Annotated in this window: 14 protein-coding genes and 1 pseudogene; 5 read left to right on the top strand and 10 right to left on the bottom strand. The window is 67.5% G+C overall.

The window, feature by feature from the left end:
* The first annotated feature begins 259 nt into the window (after positions 1–259).
* Positions 260–895, top strand: a complete 636-nt coding sequence (locus ACIBHX_RS37155) for a hypothetical protein (protein ID WP_397072112.1) — start codon at positions 260–262, stop codon at positions 893–895.
* A 60-nt stretch (positions 896–955) separates the two neighbouring features.
* On the top strand, positions 956–1,888 hold the full coding sequence (locus ACIBHX_RS37150; RefSeq protein WP_397072111.1) for an alpha/beta hydrolase: 933 nt from the start codon (positions 956–958) through the stop codon (positions 1,886–1,888).
* Between the two features lie 311 nt (positions 1,889–2,199).
* Here the strand turns inward: ACIBHX_RS37150 and ACIBHX_RS37145 are convergent, their stop codons facing one another.
* The 4 genes and pseudogenes from ACIBHX_RS37145 to ACIBHX_RS37130 form a co-directional block, all read right to left on the bottom strand.
* Positions 2,200–2,649 (bottom strand): VOC family protein, encoded by a 450-nt coding sequence (locus ACIBHX_RS37145; RefSeq protein WP_397072110.1) that lies wholly within the window; start codon positions 2,647–2,649, stop codon positions 2,200–2,202.
* Between the two features lie 714 nt (positions 2,650–3,363).
* Positions 3,364–3,696, bottom strand: a complete 333-nt coding sequence (locus tag ACIBHX_RS37140; RefSeq protein ID WP_397072109.1) for a hypothetical protein — start codon at positions 3,694–3,696, stop codon at positions 3,364–3,366.
* Positions 3,693–3,797, bottom strand: a pseudogene (locus tag ACIBHX_RS37135) (peptide-methionine (S)-S-oxide reductase); the annotation flags it as partial. The gene ACIBHX_RS37140 and the pseudogene ACIBHX_RS37135, both read right to left, overlap by 4 nt.
* Before the next feature lie 13 nt (positions 3,798–3,810).
* Complete coding sequence (locus tag ACIBHX_RS37130; RefSeq protein WP_397072108.1) at positions 3,811–4,728, bottom strand: GNAT family N-acetyltransferase; 918 nt, start codon at positions 4,726–4,728, stop codon at positions 3,811–3,813.
* A gap of 317 nt (positions 4,729–5,045) precedes the next feature.
* Between ACIBHX_RS37130 and ACIBHX_RS37125 the strand changes: the two genes are divergently transcribed.
* Entirely contained in the window at positions 5,046–7,919 is a 2,874-nt protein-coding gene (locus ACIBHX_RS37125; protein ID WP_397072107.1) for an AfsR/SARP family transcriptional regulator, read from the top strand.
* Here the strand turns inward: ACIBHX_RS37125 and ACIBHX_RS37120 are convergent.
* Together ACIBHX_RS37120 and ACIBHX_RS37115 are read right to left on the bottom strand one after the other, a co-directional pair.
* On the bottom strand, positions 7,849–9,141 hold the full coding sequence (locus tag ACIBHX_RS37120) for a cytochrome P450 (RefSeq protein WP_397072106.1): 1,293 nt from the start codon (positions 9,139–9,141) through the stop codon (positions 7,849–7,851). The genes ACIBHX_RS37125 and ACIBHX_RS37120 overlap by 71 nt on opposite strands.
* A 311-nt stretch (positions 9,142–9,452) precedes the next feature.
* On the bottom strand, positions 9,453–9,740 hold the full coding sequence (locus ACIBHX_RS37115) for a DUF4291 family protein (protein ID WP_397072105.1): 288 nt from the start codon (positions 9,738–9,740) through the stop codon (positions 9,453–9,455).
* 68 nt (positions 9,741–9,808) lie between these two features.
* Here ACIBHX_RS37115 and msrA point away from each other — a divergent pair, with 68 nt between their 5' ends.
* Both msrA and rarD read left to right on the top strand, forming a co-directional pair.
* A complete protein-coding gene (gene msrA, locus ACIBHX_RS37110) occupies positions 9,809–10,321 on the top strand; it encodes a peptide-methionine (S)-S-oxide reductase MsrA (RefSeq protein WP_397072104.1) in 513 nt (170 codons plus the stop codon).
* Between the two features lie 241 nt (positions 10,322–10,562).
* Complete coding sequence (gene rarD, locus ACIBHX_RS37105) at positions 10,563–11,492, top strand: EamA family transporter RarD (RefSeq protein WP_397072103.1); 930 nt, start codon at positions 10,563–10,565, stop codon at positions 11,490–11,492.
* On the opposite strand, the gene ACIBHX_RS37100 is transcribed toward rarD, so the two are convergent.
* From ACIBHX_RS37100 to nuoL, 4 genes are read right to left on the bottom strand one after another with little or no spacing between them, the layout of a single operon-like run.
* Complete coding sequence (locus ACIBHX_RS37100; RefSeq protein WP_397072102.1) at positions 11,468–12,457, bottom strand: polyprenyl synthetase family protein; 990 nt, start codon at positions 12,455–12,457, stop codon at positions 11,468–11,470. The genes rarD and ACIBHX_RS37100 overlap by 25 nt on opposite strands.
* Before the next feature lie 9 nt (positions 12,458–12,466).
* Complete coding sequence (gene nuoN / locus ACIBHX_RS37095) at positions 12,467–14,002, bottom strand: NADH-quinone oxidoreductase subunit NuoN (RefSeq protein WP_397072122.1); 1,536 nt, start codon at positions 14,000–14,002, stop codon at positions 12,467–12,469.
* 44 nt (positions 14,003–14,046) lie between these two features.
* Complete coding sequence (locus ACIBHX_RS37090) at positions 14,047–15,606, bottom strand: NADH-quinone oxidoreductase subunit M (protein WP_397072101.1); 1,560 nt, start codon at positions 15,604–15,606, stop codon at positions 14,047–14,049.
* Positions 15,606–17,450, bottom strand: coding sequence for an NADH-quinone oxidoreductase subunit L (gene nuoL / locus ACIBHX_RS37085; RefSeq protein ID WP_397072121.1), 1,845 nt, complete (start codon positions 17,448–17,450; stop codon positions 15,606–15,608). Before nuoL ends, ACIBHX_RS37090 begins: the two co-directional genes overlap by 1 nt.
* Between the last annotated feature and the right edge of the window lie 46 nt (positions 17,451–17,496).

Below are 17,496 nucleotides of genomic sequence, written 5' to 3'. Positions count from 1 at the left end.
TGTGGAAGATCACCGTTCTACTGGATCTCCGTCCTCATGTCCTGAGAACTCGCGTGCTTGACGGCACCACGAAAGCCTTAACTACCTGGCCTTGGATGACGGGCCTGATCTGTGGACACCGGCGCGCCACGTCGGACTGCCATGATCCCCACTCCTCCGCGACCCGACAGGCGCGAGCCCAAGCCTGCCGCCCCTCGTCCCAGGTCGGCTCCCGCGCGCGTTCGCTGCGTGAGGGCCTGTGATCGTGGAAGCTTTCGACATGAACACTTCCGCAGATGACGGCTCACCAGGGCGGGCAGGCTACCGGCGATCGGCCGGGTCGCCACGCGGCGAGGCCAGGCGCCGGGAACTGCTCGATCGCGTCACCGACGACCTCGCGGTCAACGGGCTTGTGGACTTCTCTCTCCGGCGGGCCGCGCGCGCGGCCGACACCACGCACAAGGTGCTTCTCTACCACTTCGACGGAGTCGACGACCTCCTCAAGCAGGCAGTACTCGAGCTGCGCGAGAGGCGCACCGTCAACGCGATGGCCGCCGCCACCGGAGGACCCGCCGATTGGACGCTGGCCGATCGGGTACGCGCCATGTGGCCGATGCTCAGTGGCGACGAGCCGGGCCTGCGGGTGCTCGACGAGGCCATCGGCTTGGCGATGTACGACCCCAGCCGTTTCGCCTGGCTCGGGCGGGAGGCATCCCAGCTCTATCTGCCCTCGTTGGTGTTGCTCTGTCCGGTGGACTGGTCCGACCAGCGCAAGCTCGAGGTCGCCGAGCTGATCCTCGGGGCGCTCCGAGGTTTCCTGGTGGAGTGGCGAACCAGCGGGGATGCCGCGGGAGTCGCTGCAGGCTTCGAGGCCTTGGTCCGTGCGCTGGAGCGAGAAGAGGCCGGCGGTGAGTAGCCGCATCGCGGCACTGGCGGACTGATGGACAATTTGCGAACCAGGTGGTTCACTTTACGTATGACATCAACACACCCGGAGGTCGGCGCGCCGGAGTCCGTGGAGCGTGAAGAGGTTCGCTTCGTCAGCGGCAACGCCAAGTGCGCCGCCTGGCACTATCCGGGAACCAACGGCGCCTGTGTGATCATGGCCGGCGGCTTCGCGGTCCCCAAGGAGCAGGCCACCGACCTGTTCGCCAAGCGATTTCACGATGCTGGTTTCAGCGTTGTCGCCTTCGACTATCGCGGTGTCGGGAAGAGCGGTGGACAACCGCGCCTGGTTCTCCCTGTCAAGCACCAGCTGGCCGACTGGGAGGCCGCGATCGCGTTCGCCGCGACCCTGCCCGAAGTCGACCCTGCCAAGATCGCGCTCTGGGCCTTCTCTATGTCCGGCGGTCACATCATCCGCGTCGCGGCGCGCAACCCGCAGGTCGCGGCCGTGATCGCCCAGACGCCGAACGTCGGCGGCCCCGTCGCCATGCGCAGCGTGGCGAGTCACCAGAAGCTGCTCGCGATGCTGCGCTTCACCGGCAGGGGCATCGCCGACGCCGTCGGCTCGCTCGCTGGGCGCCAGCCCCTGCTGGTGCCGCTCGCCGGCGAGCCGGGCACTGTCGCGATGCTCACCACCCCAGACGTCGTGGACGGTACACGCGCGCTCGACCCCGACAACAGGCACCCGGACTGGCGGCAGGAGGTCGCGGCTCGCTCCGCGCTCCGCCTCATGTTCTACCAACCCGGCCGCGACACCTCCCGCGTACGGAGCCCGCTGCTCCTCCTCACCTGCGAGCAAGATCAGACCGCTCCCCCGGGACTCGCAATCCATGCGGTGCGGCGAGCGCCCCGCGCAGAGCTTGTCAGCCTGCCCGGCAGGCACTATGCACCGTTCATGGAGATGCACGAGCAGGCCGTCGACGTCGAGGTGTCCTTTCTCCGCCGGCACCTGCTCAACGAGTGAAGTTGGCCATGTTGCCATCAACCGGGCCGAGTACCGGTGTTATGCCTGACAGGTCAGCGCTTGCCAAGAGCGAGGCGTTCAGCCATTCCTCGCCGAGGTCCAGAGCCTTGGCTGTGAGCCCATCGAGGTTGTGTAGCGGTTCCGTCAGGTAGAAGAACCGGGCTCGGCTCGGGTGGAAGGTCGTCCACGAGTACGCGGACAACGACAAGTCAGCCGCGAAGGCGGACGTGGTCCGCGACGGCTTCGAGGCGACGCTGAAGACGCTGCGGTGGGGGATGCGGGATAGCCGTGATGACGTGCGGAAAACGGCGCTAGACCACGTCGAACTCGTTCCCCTCTGGATCCACCATTGCCACCCCATAGTGATCGACCCCGGGCTGCGACGCCACCCGCACAACGGACGCCCCTGCCTGGACAAGCCGCTCCACCTCGGCATCCACCCGTGCTTTCCGGGTCTCCAGCGGTACGTCCTCCCGCTTGCCGCCCACCTTCACATCCAGGTGGAACCGGTTCTTGACCACCTTGCCCTCAGGCACCTGCTGAAACCAGATCCTCGGCCCGTACCCCTCGGGATCGATGATGCTGTCGCTGCAGTCTCCCTCACCCAGCTCGTCCTCCGGCACTCCGAGACTGCGCCAGTAATCCCGCCACGTGTCGAATCCACCCGGCGGCGGCTCCACCGTGTACCGCAGCGCGCCCGCCCAGAACCGGGCCATCCGCTCGGGTGCCGCACAGTCGATCGCTAACTGATAGGAAACCATGGCGCCATCATGCCGGACCCATCCGACAATTTTCGGCTCACGGTCCGGACGGGTGACGGCCCGGACGGCTCCTGGGCCGCTGGCGCTTCGGTCCAATCGAGGGCCAGCGCCCCATCGGTGTTCCATGGGGCCTGGCTGAGCCGTACCGACGCGCCGTCGAACTCGATGGCCGCCTGCTCCAGGCCACATCCACCAGCTCCCGGATCCGCAACCGCGAGCAGAACCCAGCCCCCACCGGTAATGCTCCCAGCACCTTCTCGACACTGGCCTTGCCCCACTGCGCACGCGTTCGGATCACGGGTTGTGGATTCACCTGGGCGGTGCCGCCCCAGCCCAGCGGATTCAATGAGTGAGGCGGCCACGCGCCGTCACGGCCCTCCTGACCGACCAGTATGGACATCAACCCGCGCTTGATCATCTTGCGGGCCATATGCTTGTGCGGCCGTCACGGGCAAAGGCGAATGGGAAAGTTCGTTCCTAACGCCTCATAGCGTTAACGCTCAGTAAAGAGATGAGCCGGTTCGAGTCCGGTAGCCCGTGGCGGTCATCCTCGAAGTGGAGCAGCCGAAGCACCCCGAAGGGGCCGCGTAGAGGTGGGGCCGGCGGCGGAACGGCTCTGATTTAGGAAGGGGTGTCTGTTGCGCCGCCGTGGAGCGGGGACGGCGCGGCGAGCGAAGCGAGCGCTTAACCCTGTGGAGAAGGTTGTCGCCGTCGCTACTCGGTGTTATCGGCCGTCATGGCCGCATCGCTCAGGATGAGTTCGGCGATTCGGATCATGCGACTTAGGTAGGTGCGCTCTTCACTGCGGCGGATCCGCGGAAGCAGTGCCCGCAGATCACGGGCACACTCTTTGACGATCCGAAGTTGACCCACATCCAGGACGCCTTGCCGACTTCCGACGTAGCTGGTCAGGCACCCCGCCATGTAGAGATCCAGCAGCATGACCGGCTGGCCGTGGATCTCCACATCGCGCAGATCATCAGGGCAAAACTGCCCGCTGTGTTCCGCCCACAGCACCGAGACCTCGTTGACGACCTCCCGGTTCACTCGCCAGCAGGCGCGATGCCCACCGGGCAAGCGACCCCGGTGCCTCCGATGCCGCAGTAGCCGTTCGGCACCTTAAAAAGATATTGCTGGTGGTAGCGCTCCGGTAACAAGTCTTTAGGAGAGGTTGATCCGGATCTCCGTGTTGCGATATCCGGCGCGCAGGAACGCGGCCGCCATCGGCGCGTTGCCCACGTCGGTGGTGGCGGTGACGCGCGGCTCTCCGTTGGCCGCGTGCATGAGGGTGATCTCGGCGAGTACCTCGTCCACGTATCCCCGCCCCCGAAACTCCGGGACCACCCCGAGATACCCCACGTTCACGCTGTACGGCGTCGCCGAGGGGATCGCCATACCTGCCGCCTCGCCCTCGTGTGTGTAGGCGATCCGCCACCACTCCCGCTTGCCCGGCGCTCCGAGATAGAAGTCCATCTCTTGGCGCGCGGTCGCGTCCACGCCCTTGGCCGCCACGCTCGTTCGGGTCTGGAAGTCCAGGCTGCCCTCGGCGATTCTCGTGAACATCGCCAGGAACTTCTCATCGGACGCCTCGGCGAACCGCAGCGCCCCGGCCGCCGTCGGCACCCCGTCGGCCGGCGCCCACTCGAACTGCAGCCGCTCCACCTCCTGGGTGAGGCCGGCCGCATGTGCTGCCGCTCGTCGCCATTCCACAGCCGCCGAGGTGCCCGGATCGTCACGCCAGCCGCCGGCCGCCTTGATCGCGTACTGCACCGGTCGTGGGAACACCGCCAGCGCGGCCCTGATCAGTTCGGCGGCGACAGCGGTGCGCTCACCCACTGCGGGGTCCACGTCGAGGCAGTCGAGCGCGACCGGGTACGCGCTGTCCCTCGGCCCCCACCACAGCGCCCGTCCCACGACCCGGTCGCCGACCTCGGCGATCCACGTCCACTCCGGCCGGTACATGTTCTCGGCCAGTTCTGTGAGGTAACGGTCGGCGGGGATCCAGCCGACGGGGTCGGTCACGACCCACGCGGTCACCCGGTCAAGCTCCGCAGGGACGATCGCACGGTAGGAAATCACCCGAAGAGGTTAACGAACCTTTCGTCCCCACCCGTGGGCCAGGCCCTCGCGCTCTTGGGCACCGCGTCCGCGTGCCAGTGACGGTCGCCACGAGCGCAAGCGCGGTCTCAAGGCTGATCAGCTCTTTGGGCTGCTGACCAGCCAGCTCACCTGATCGCCACGGAACGGTGATCAAGTCTCGATATCCTGACAAATGCCCTGGACAGCTTTTCACACGTCGAGGAGCAGGTTCCGCCCGTCCGGTTCGTCAGCTCAACTGGAGGTCGTCGGTGAGTTCTGAAGGTCGTATGCGGGCCACGTTCCGCATACTCGGGCCGGTGGAGCTCCAGACCGCAACCGGACGCGTCGTCCTGACCGGCAAACAGGGGGCGTTGCTGACGATTCTGCTGTTGAGCGCCAACCGCGTGGTGTCAGTCCAGCGGGTGGCGGAGTCGCTGTGGGGCGAGCCGCTGCCCAGTTCCCCTTCCTCCCGCGTCAGGATGCTGATCTCCGACCTCAGGAAAACGTGCATCGCCGCGGGGGACGATCTGATCCGTACGCAGCGGCCCGGGTACGTCATGCGGCTGGTGCCCGATCAGCTCGATCTCGCCAGGTACCTCGACCGCGTGGCGCAAGCCCGCAAGGCGGCGGCCGGAGGCGACCTGGAGACCGCGGTGAGCTGCTACGACGAGGCGTTGAGCCTTTGGCACGGGGCACCGCTGTTGGGGATCGACGGCTCCTTCGTTCAGGCGGAAGCGGCCAGGCTCGAGGAGCTGCGGTTGGAAGCGGTGGAGGAGCGGAGCTCGGCCATGCTCGCGATGGGAAGGTATGCCGAAGCCGTGACCGGGCTCACCGCGGTCATCGCGGACCATCCCCTGCGTGAGGCGGCACACGGTCAGCTCATGCTCGCGCTGCACCAGAGCGGCAGGCGTGCCGACGCTCTGGCGGTCTACCGGAGACTACGGGAGCGGATCACCGAGGAGCTGGGGCTGGAGCCCGAACGCGAGTTGCAACGGCTTCACCAGCGGATCCTCACCTCGGACACCGCGCTCGAACCCTCGGACACCGCACTCGAAGACACCGCGCTGGACCCCTCGGACATCACTCCGGAACCGCCACGTCATCAGTCACGTCATCAGCCACGTCCGGTGGTCTCGCCGGTCCCTCGGCAGTTACCTGCTCCGCCACCGCACTTCGTCGGCCGCGAACGCGAACGCGCCGAGTTGGATCGCCTCACCCGCGACCCGACCACGAACAGCACGGCCATCGCCGCCATCAGCGGCACAGGGGGAATGGGGAAGACCTCGCTGGCCCTGCACTGGGCGCACGACAACATCGGCCTCTTCCCCGACGGCCAGCTCTATGTCAACCTCCACGGGTTCGACCCGAGCAACGGCCCTCTGCCGGCTCATGTGGCGCTGCGCCATTTTCTCGGTTCTCTCGGTGTCCCGGCGGCGGCCATCCCTGCCGGGGAGCAGGCCCAGGCTGGGCTCTACCGGTCGCTGGTCGCGGGCCGCCGCCTGCTCGTCGTCCTGGACAACGCCCGCGACGTGGCACAGGTCGAGCCGCTGCTCCCCGGAAGCCCCGGCTGCATCGTAGTGATCACCAGCCGCAACCACCTCCCGGGCCTGAACGCCACCCGCGGTGCGAGCCTGATCGGCCTGAACGCCCTCACGTGCGCCGAGACGCGCCGCTTGCTCGGCCGCCACCTGGGCGAATCGAGGATCGGCGCGGATCCTGACAGCGTGGCCGTCCTCGTGGAGCACAGCGGCGGCCTCCCCCTGGCGATCAGCGTGCTCACCGCACGCGCCGCCATGCACCCCGGCTTTCCTCTGTCGGTCCTCGCCGAGGAGCTGAGCAGCCCTTCCACCCGCCTCGACGCCCTGCACACCGGCGACCTGAACACGGACCTCCGGGCCGCGTTCACCGCCTCGTACGAGGCCCTCGACGCCGCCACCGCCCGGCTGTTCACGCTTCTGGGACTGGCGCCGTGGCCGGACATCAGCCTGCGATCGGCCGCCGCGGTGGCCGGCCTGCCCGCCTCCCGCACCAGGGTGTTGCTGCACGACCTCGAAGCCGCCAACCTGATCCATCAGCACCGTCCCGGGCGGTACCGCACGCATGATCTGCTCCGCCTCTACGCCGCCGAACGCGCGCAGTCCGATCGGCCCGATCACGAGCGGATGGAGGCGCTCACCCGCCTGGTCGACTCCTACGTGCACACCGCGTGCGCCGGCGACCGGCTGCTGTATCCCCACCGTCCACTCGCCTCGCGGATCTTCCCCGAGGGTTCGCAGGACGAATTCGAGGACGCCGCGTCGGCCTGGGCCTGGTTCGAGGACGAGCAGTCCAGCCTCATCGCCGTACAGCAGCTCGCCGTAAGGTTGGGCATGGACGCGGCGGTCTGGCGGCTGGCCTGGGCGATGGACACGTACCACAAGCGGTGCCAGCACGAGATGCGCATCGAGTCCTGGCAGACGGCCTTGGCCGCCGCCGAGCGGCTGGGACACTCGAGCACCCGGGCCTTCGTCCATTGGTATCTGGGGTACACCTACGCGCAGGCCCACCGGGCCGACGACGGCCTGGAACATCTGATGCTCGCATTCAAGCTGTTCGAGCAGGAGGAAGACCTCGCCGGTCAGGCGCACACGAGCCACACCCTCGGGTTCGCCTGGCTCGCGCGGGGCGAACCCGAGGACGCACTCCCTCACGTGGAGAACGCCCTGCGCCTCCAGCGGGAACTCCGAGACCACCTCTGGGAGGCCAACGCACTCAGCGCCGTCGGCTGGTGCCACGCCAAACTCGGCCATTACCCGGAGGCGCGGTCGTACTGCGAGCAGGCTCTGGAGCTGTTCCAGAAGTACGAGGACTTGAACGGCGAATCCGCCACACTCGACAGCCTCGGCTACATCGCCCATTGGGCACGGCAACACGATCAGGCGCTCGGCTACTACGGCCGATGCCTCGAACTACGCGACAGGCTCGGCAACGCCTATCAAGGCGCCGATACCCTCGTCCGCATCGGCGATGTCCAGCACGAAATGGGCCGGCCCACCGCCGCCCGCGATGCCTGGCAGCGAGCCCTCGATCTCTATCACAAGCAACACCGCGCGGCCGAAGCCGAGAACGTTCAGGAGAAGATCAGGCGTCTTGCCAAGCGGCCTTCCGCTGCAGCCGGACCTTCAGGTCCCGCGGCACCAGCAGACCGCTGAAATCGGGCACGATCGCCGTCTCCTCGGGCCGAGTCATGTTCATGCCGGTGACCAGCCAGAACGTCGCCAACGTCAGCTGCATCATGCCGAGCTGAGTCCCCACGCACACCCTTGGCCCGGCCCCGAAAGGCAGGTAGGTGTGCCTGACGGGCGCGGCACGAGAGTCCAGCCACCGTTCCGGCATCAGCTGGTCCGGGTCGGACCACCAGCGTGGATCGCGATGCAGCCGGTACAGGCTGAACAGCACCTGATCCCCCGTCTTGAGACGCCACCCGTCGAGCTCGGTCTCCCGGCGTACGGTCCTGCCGATCAGCCAGGTCGGCGGCCACAGCCTGAGCACCTCCTTGACGAACGCCTCGGTGTACGGCAGATCCCCCATGACCGGGACATCGCCGGCCGACGCGGCCTCGACCTCCAGCCGGGCCAGCATGTCCGGCCGCGTACCGAGCTCGTACACGATCCAGGTGAGCGCGGCGGCCGGGACGCCCAGTGCGGCCAGCATGATCCCGCGCAGGAACCGCTCGATCTGCAGCTCGGACAGCTGCCGGTCTCCCGAGGCGATCAGCACGCTGAGGAGATCCTGAGCGGACGAATCTCCGTCCAGGCGGCGGCGCACGATGTCGGTCATGAGCGCCAGGAGTCGCTTGCGGGAGCGAGCGAAGCGCCGTACCTTGCGCGATGGCCACCACGGCGGGAGCTGCAGCGAGTCCCGCGACAGAGGATCGAGGGCCGCGACGTTCTCGGCCAACGTCTCCGGCACGCCTTCCGCGTCGGCGCCCAGGCAGAAGTCGGCGGTCGCCCGGCCGAAGAAATCGGCCATCGTGGCGAGCACGTCGATCTCCCCGTCACCGACGGTCTTGAGGAAGATCTCGCGCAGCCGCTCGGCGTGCGCCTGCGCCACCCTCCTGTGCAAACCCTGCCAGCCTGCGCGACGGGTCGTGGTCCACAGCTCGGCGTCGGCCGCCATCCGCTCAGTGTCCACGCTTCCCGCCAACGGCGAATTCTCTGCCAGGAAGTCGCTGTTGGTCCTGGCGAGTAACGCATGCACCTGATCCGGTGAGGACACCACGATGGTGCGGGCGTCGAACGAGAAGACGTCCCCGTATTCACGGTGGCACCGTTCCAGAAAACCATTCCTGTCCCGGTCGTACTCCTCGGTGTTACCGAACAACCAGTGCCCTTGGGGCCCGGGTGGTCGCTCCGAACCAGCTGCATGCGTCACGCGTCGGCCCTCGGATCGTTAGTTCCAGAAGTTCCAGTAGGTGTACATGCCTCCCATGCGGACCCGGCCCAGGACGCGGACGGCTGCGTGTCGAACGTGCTTCATGTCTAACCTCCGTAGCGCGACTGACGTCACTGACCATGGTCGATCACCGGGCGCATGATCTCCGCATGAAAACCGCCTGCCCCGGCTGCGGTCCGAAGGTTGTGTACTCGGAGTAGCAAAATGCCGGTCCTCGCTCTGCGCAAGGAGCGGCCGCTATGTATGCCTACGCGTCGCCGGACGTCAGGCCGACCAGACAGGACTCTCCGTCATCCCCGTAGGTGAGCAAGAAGCTCGACTCCGACAGGATATGCGCGCTCCTGGGGCAGCAGCCGGGCGGCGGAGTCCAGGTCACCGCCGCTGACGAGGGCGTGTATCTCGTGGGCGAGCGGGGCTATGTCGCGGATGGCGACCGTCCATTCGTCGGCGTAGCGTCGTACGGCCTCACCGGAGAGGCCGAGTTGCAGGGATCGGTTGTTCCATGGTGTACAGCGTGGCTTGCGGCCGCGCGGGCACGGAATCGCTTGGAACCCTCGCGCGTTGAGGAGAGCGGGCAATGGGATGCCGGTGGTGTGTGAGCCGAGCAGCCCTCGCGACCGAGCTGAGAGATCTTGGAGGGGCCGTGATGGCTACACAGACGCAGCGGGCCGTGCTGGCGGGCGGATGCTTCTGGGGGATGGAGGAGCTGATCCGCCGCCTTCCGGGTGTGACGGCGACCCGGGTCGGATACACCGGGGGTGACGTGCCGAACGCGACGTACCGTAACCACGGGACGCACGCGGAGGCCATTGAGATCCTTTTCGATCCCGAGACGACCGATTACCGCGCGATCCTGGAGTTCTTCTTCCAGATCCACGACCCGAGCACCAAGAATCGCCAGGGCAACGACATCGGTCTCAGCTACCGTTCGGCGATCTACTACGTGGACGACGAGCAGAAGCGGATCGCCGAGGACACGATCGCTGATGTGGACGCCTCCGGTCTCTGGCCGGGCAAGGTCGTCACCGAGGTGGAGCCGGTCGGCCCCTTCTGGGAGGCCGAGCCCGAGCACCAGGACTACCTGCAGCATTACCCGAACGGCTACACCTGCCACTTCCCGCGGCCGGGATGGCGGCTGCCCGCCCGCACGGAGAACTGACCGGGAGGCGGCATGGCGGAGGTCGGGAACCCCTGCTACCTGCGCAGATATCGCCGGCCCAGAACCCCGTACCAGATCATGACGGGCATGTGGAGCGCATACCCGAGCTGTTCCAGTGCCCCCGCGGGGCCGTCGGTCCCGGTCGTCCACGCAACCAGCCGAACACTTAAGGATGCCTAAATAATCCCACATAGCAATACGAATTTGTGTTTAACCATGGTAATGCGCAAAAATGCATGACATGCCTGACCAGAGACGCGGTGTGCTGTTCGGCATCGCCGCCTACGCCATGTGGGGCCTGTTCCCCCTCTACTGGCCGTTGCTCAAGCCGTCCGGCGCCCTCGAGATCCTGGCCCACCGCATGGCCTGGTCGCTGGTGGCGGTGGTGGCGGTGCTGGCCGTACGCAGGCACTGGTCTTGGTTCAGAGAGCTGATCAGGCAGCCGGGGAAACTGGGCCTGCTGGCCCTGGCGGCGGTCCTGGTGAGCGTCAACTGGGGCACCTACATCTACGCGGTCAACAGCAACCACGTCGTCGAGAGCGCCCTGGGCTACTTCATCAACCCGCTGGTCAGCATCCTGTTCGGGGTACTCCTGCTGCGCGAGCGGCTGCGCCCGCTGCAGTGGGCCGCGGTGGGTCTCGGCACACTCGCCGTACTCGTCCTGACCATCGACTACGGCCGGCTGCCGTGGATCGCGCTGGTACTGGCCGTCAGCTTCGGCGTGTACGGCCTGGTCAAGAAGAAGGCCAACGTGGGCGCCGCGGAGAGCCTGACCGTCGAGACGCTGGTGCTGCTCGCGCCCGCGCTGGCCTATCTCGTCTACCTCGAGAAGGCCGGGCAGTCCACGTTCGGCCACGAGGGGGCGGGACACGCGCTGCTGCTGGCGGGCGCGGGCGTGGTCACCGCGGTGCCGCTGCTGTGCTTCACCGCTTCGGCCATCCGCGTCCCGCTCAGCACGATCGGCTTGCTGCAGTACATCGCGCCGGTCCTGCAGTTCCTGTGCGGGGTGCTGATCGCGAAGGAGACGATGCCGACCAGCCGCTGGATCGGTTTCTCGATCGTCTGGCTGGCCCTGGCCGTCTTCACCTACGACAGCTTCCGTACGGCTCGCGCCGCCCGCATTGCCATAAGGGCAAATATCCTCAATCAGCCGGAGCGTTCGACCACGTAGTCGCACAGGGCCAGGAACGCCTCCTTGGCCGGGATGTCCGGCAGCCCGGCCAGGTCGGCCCGAGCCCGATCCATCCACGCGACGAGCTCGTCCCTGGCCCGCTGCATCCCCGGATGTGCCCGCAGCAGCGTGAGCGCCTCGTCCAGGTCCTCCTCGGCCACCGGACCCGCCAGCAGCTCGGCGAGCCGGGACCCGGGGTCCTCGGCCAGGGCGTAGAGCACGGGCAGGGTCCTGATCCCCTCCCGCAGGTCGGTGCCGGGGGTCTTGCCCGACTCGGTGGAGGTGGAGGCCACGTCGAGCAGGTCGTCGCCGAGCTGCCAGGCCACCCCGACCGCCTCGCAGGCCCGGCTGAGCCGCTCCTCGACGTCCGCGGGGGCTCCTGACAGCATCGCGCCGAACCGCCCGGAGGCGGCGATGAGCGAGCCCGTCTTGTCGGCCAGCACCTCGATGTAGTGCGCGATCGGGTCCTCACCCTCGCGGACCCCGATGGTCTCGCGGATCTGCCCCTGCACGAGGCGGGAGAACGTCTGCGCCTGGACCCTGATCAGGTCGGCCCCGAGGTCGGCCAGGATGTCGGAGGCCTGGGCGAACAGGTAGTCGCCTGTGAGAATGGCCACCGTGTTGGTCCAGCGGGCGTTGGCCGACGGGCTGCCTCGCCGTACCTGGGCCTCGTCCATGACGTCGTCGTGATAGAGCGAGCCCAGGTGGGTGAGCTCGATCACGACGGCGCCCGGCACGATGCCGGGCGCGGACGGGTCTCCGAACTGTGCGGCAAGCAACACCATCAACGTGCGGAAACGCTTGCCGCCTGCCTCGATGCCATGCTTGGACACCTCCGTGACGAAGGTGTCCTCGCTTTCCACCGACGAGCGGAGCAGCTTCTCGACCGCGGCCAGCCCGTTGGCAATGTCCTGCGCCAACCGCTCGTCTCTGATAGGCAGATCAACAACGGGTGGCGCGGACATACGAATCCCCTATCTGATGAACAGGCCAGAAGCGGCCTGGTTGGCCAGGTCGAGCACGGGCTGCGGGAAAAGCCCCACCCCTACCGTAACCAGCAGCGAGACGGCGATAACGGCCGCGGTACCCGCAGTGGGCACCAAGATGGACGGACCGTCGGCCGCGGGCTCGCTGAAGAACATCAGCACGATCACGCGGACGTAGAAGAACGCCGCCACGGCCGAGGCGATGACACCCACCACGACCAGGCCCGTCATCCAGCCGCCCAGCGAGTCGCCCGGCTGCGCGCCGCTGCTCAGCGCCGCCGCGAAGATCGCGTACTTCCCGAAGAAGCCGCTGGTCAGCGGGATACCGGCGAAGGCGAGCAGGAAGAAGGCGAACACGCCGGCCAGGATCGGCGCGCGCTTACCCAGCCCGGCCCAGCGCGACAGGTGACCCGCCTCGCCGCCGGGATCACGCACCATCGTGACGACCGCGAAGGCGCCGACCGTGGTGAGCCCGTAGACCACCAGGTAGAACAGGATCGCCGACAGCGACGCGGCGTTCTGCGCGCCCTTGCCGAACGTGGCCATGACGCCGATCAGCAGGAACCCGGCGTGCGCGATCGAGGAGTAGGCCAGCATCCGCTTGATGTCGGTCTGCGTGATGGCCAGGATCGCACCGACGATCATGGTGAGCGCGGCGACGGCCCAGATGACCGGCCGCCAGTCCCAGTCCAGGTTGCCCAGGGCCACCCAGAACACCCGCAGCAGCGCCCCGATGGCCGCCACCAGCACGCCTGAGGCCATCAGCGCGGTGATGGGGGTGGGCGCTCCCTGGTAGACGTCCGGCTTCCAGGCCTGGAAGGGCGCGGCGCCGATCTTGAACAGCAGGCCCACGGCCAGCATCGAGAAACCGACCAGGACCAGCGGGTCAAGCAGGGAGCCCTTGGCCAGCGCCTGGCTGATCCCCGCCAGGCCGACGGTGCCGGCGTAGCCGTACACCATGGCCGTGCCGTACAGGAAGAACGCCGAGGAGAACGCGCCGAGCAGGAAGTACTTCATCGACGCCTCCTGCGACAGCAGGCGGCGACGGCGGGCCAGGCCGCACAGCAGGTACAGCGGCAGCGACATGACCTCGAGGCCGACGAACATGGTCAGCAGGTCGTTCGCGGCGGGGAACAGCAGCATGCCGCCCACCGCGAACAGGAGCAGCGGGTAGATCTCGGTGTGCGCGCCGCCGCTGGTCTCGGCCTCCTCCTCGTCGGCGCTGCCGGGTACGGCTGCCGCCGAGGCGACGAAGTGGCCCTCGTCGTTGACCAGCAGGACACAGACGAACGAGAGCACCAGGATGACGCCCCAGATGAACAGCGCGGGACCGTCGACCGCGACGGCGCCCATGGCGACCGCCTTGGTCGGCACGTCGCCCCTGACCACCTGCAGCAGCACCAGGGCGAACGCCCCGGCCAGCGACAGCAGCGTGAGCGGCACGTGGATCGACTTGCGCAGGTAGCGCGGCGCGAACGCCTCCACGAGGACGCCGATCACGGCCGCGCCGAAGACGAGCAGCATTGGCGCCAATGTGCCGTATTCGATGGTCGGCGCCTGGATCGAGTTCACTGACCGGCTCCCTTCTCAGCGATAGCCGGGTTGTCCACATGCACGTTGACCAGCGTCTTGGTCACGGCCGGGTTGATCACGTCGAGCAGGGGCTTGGGGAAGAACCCGAAGCCGATGATGAGCGCGACCAGCGGCGCGAGCACCAGGACCTCGCGCAGGTTCAGGTCCTTGAACGCCTTGACCGGTTCGACGGTCGGCCCGTTCATGGCCCGCTGCACCATCCACAGGATGTAGACAGCGGCCAGGATGACGGCCACCGCGGAGATGACCGCGGCCACGGTGAGCGCCCCGGCCCCGAAGGCGGTGCTCGAGTAGGTGCCGATCATCACCATGAACTCGCTGACGAAGGACGAAAGGCCCGGCAGCGACAGGCCGGCCAGACCGGCGACCAGGAAGAAGCCCGCCAGCAGCGGGGCGACCTTCTGCACGCCGCCGTAGTCGGCGATGTACGGCGAGCCGCGCCGCGCGATGAGGAACCCGGCGGCCAGGAACAGCGCGCCCGTGGCGAAGCCGTGGTTGACCATGTAGAGCGCGGCGCCCGCCTGCGAGATCTGCGACATGGCGAACACGCCCATGACGATGAACCCGAAGTGCGAGATCGAGGTGTAGGCGATCAGGCGCTTCATGTCGGTCTGCCCGATGGCCACGATCGCGCCGTAGATGATGCTGATCACAGCCAGCACCACGACCGGCATCGTGAAGGCCTTGGCCGCGTCCGGGAACAGCTCCAGGCAGAAGCGGAGCATCCCGAACGTGCCCACCTTGTCCAGCACGCCCACCAGCAGCACCGCGGCGCCGGCAGGGGCCTGGGCGGCCGCGTCGGGCAGCCAGGTGTGCACCGGCCACAGCGGCGCCTTGATGGCGAAGGCGATGAAGAAGCCGCCGAACAGCCACTTCTGCGTGGTCGGGTCCTTGATGGCCCCGATCAGCTCGGGGAACATGAACGTGCCCTTGCCGGCCAGCACGTACAGCGCGATGACCGCGACCAGCATGAGCAGGCCGCCGAACAGCGAGTAGAGCAGGAACTTGACGGCCGCGTAGGACCGCTGCGCCCCGCCGTACGACCCGATCATGAAGTACATCGGGATCAGCATGGCTTCGAAGAAGACGTAGAAGAGGAAGACGTCGGTCGCCGCGAAGACGCCGATCATCATCGCTTCCAGTACGAGCAGCAGCGAGAAGTAGGTCTTCACCGACCGCTTGGGCGTGACCAGGGTGCCGTCGGCGGTCTGCACGCCGTCGGCGTCGTGCCACGAGGCGAGCACCACGATCGGCACCAGCACCGCCGACAGCGCGATCAGCACCAGCGCGACGCCGTCCACGCCCACCCCGAACTTCACACCGAAGCTGGGGATCCAGTCGTAGACCGCGTTGAACTGGAAGCGCTCGCCGTTGGGCTTGAACTGGACCGCCATGGCGACGGTCAGCACCAGCACGACCAGCGAGACCACCAGCGTGAGCTGCTTGGCCAGCTTGTCACTGCCCTTGGGGAGCAGGGCCACCACGATGGCGCCCAGCACGGGCACCGCCATGAGTATCGGGAGCCAGGGTGACATCAGATGTTCCCAACGAGGAGCAGGGCGCCGGTCAGCAGGGCGGCACCGATCAGGATGAACAACGCGTACGTGCGCGCGAAGCCGGTCTGCAGGCGCCGCATGCGACCCGAGGACCCGCCGATGCCCGCGGCGATGCCGTTGACCACACCGTCGACGCCACGGTTGTCGAAGAAGACGGCCAGACGGGTCAGCCACTGGCCGGGGCGCATGAACAGCGACTCGTTGATGGCGTCGCCGTACAGGTCACGCCGGGCGAACACGGTGAGGAAGTTGCCGCGCGGGGCGACCCCCGGCACCTCGACCCTGCCGTACCTGAGCCAGGCGAAACCGGCCCCGACGGCCACCAGCGCCAGCGTGATCAGTCCCGACGGAGTGAGCGGGTCGAAGCTCGGCTCGTGGGCGGGCGCACCCACGGCCGGGGCGAGGAAGTTCATCAGCCTGTTGCTCAGGATGAGGTAACCGCCCAGGAAGATCGACCCGATCGACAGGATGATCAGCGGCCAGGTCATGACGGCCGGCGACTCGTGCGGGTGCGCGTCCTCGGCCCACCGCTTCTGGCCGAAGAAGGTCATGAAGACCATCCGCGACATGTAGAAGCCGGTGATGCCGGCGCCGAGCACCGCGAGCCAGCCCAGGGTGGGGTTGCCCTCGACCGCGGTCTCGATGATGCCGTCCTTGGTGAAGTAGCCGGACAGCAGCGGGAAACCGATGATCGCCAGGTAGCCGATGAAGAACGTCCAGAACGTGATCGGCATGAACGCGCGCAGGCCGCCGTACTTGCGCATGTCGACCTCGTCGTTCATGCCGTGCATGACGGAACCGGCGCCGAGGAAGAGGTCGGCTTTGAAGAAGCCGTGCGTGATCAGGTGACCGATCGCGAAGGCGTAACCGGCCGGGCCCATGCCCGCGCCCAGCATCATGTAGCCGATCTGCGACATCGTCGAGCCGGCCAGGCCCTTCTTGATGTCGTCCTTGGCGGTACCGATGATGGCACCGGCCAGCAGCGTGGCCGTACCGACGATCGCGACGGCGAGCGAGGCGCTCGACCCCTCGGGGAAGAAGAACGCGCCCGAGCGGACCACCAGGTAGACGCCCGCGGTGACCATGGTCGCGGCGTGGATCAGGGCCGAGACCGGGGTCGGGCCCTCCATGGCGTCCAGCAGCCAGGACTGCAGCGGCAGCTGGGCCGACTTGCCGCAGGCACCGAGGAGCAGCAGCAGGCCGATCGCCAGCGTGACGCCGTTCTGCACGCCGTTGACCTTCTCGCCGAGCTGGGCGAAGGTCAGCGTGCCGAACGAGGTCCAGATCACGAACATGCCGACAAGCAGCCCGAAGTCACCGACGCGGTTGACCACGAAGGCCTTCTTGGCGGCCACCGCCGCCGACGGCTTGAACTGCCAGAACCCGATGAGCAGGTAGGAAGCGAGGCCCACGCCCTCCCAGCCGATGAACAGCCCGACGTAGTTGTCGGCCAGCACCAGCAGGAGCATCGCGGCGACGAACAGGTTCAGGTAGCCGAAGAACCTGCGCCGGTCGGGGTCGTGCGACATGTAGCCGATCGAGTAGATGTGGATCAGCGAACCCACACCCGTGATCAGCAGCGCGAAGCTGATCGACAGCGGATCGACGAGCAGCCCCATCTTGACCATGCCGGGGATGAAGTCGTACAGCTCCACGGCCTGCCGACGCTGGTTCGCATCAAGTCCGATGAGCTCGAAGAAGGCCAGCACCGCCACGACGAACGAGGCGAGCGACATGGCCACGCCAAGCAGATGGCCCCACCGGTTGGTCATCTTCCCCAGGCACAGCAGGATCGCCGCGCCGAGCAAGGGGAAGGCGATCATCAGCCATGAGGCCCCGATGACACCGCCGGTGGTGTGCTGGAGAATC

The organism is Nonomuraea sp. NPDC050536 (genome assembly GCF_044457685.1).
Taxonomy (GTDB): domain Bacteria; phylum Actinomycetota; class Actinomycetes; order Streptosporangiales; family Streptosporangiaceae; genus Nonomuraea.
The sequence above is the reverse complement of the archived record's forward strand: the minus strand, read 5'-3'. Positions and strand labels throughout refer to the sequence as shown.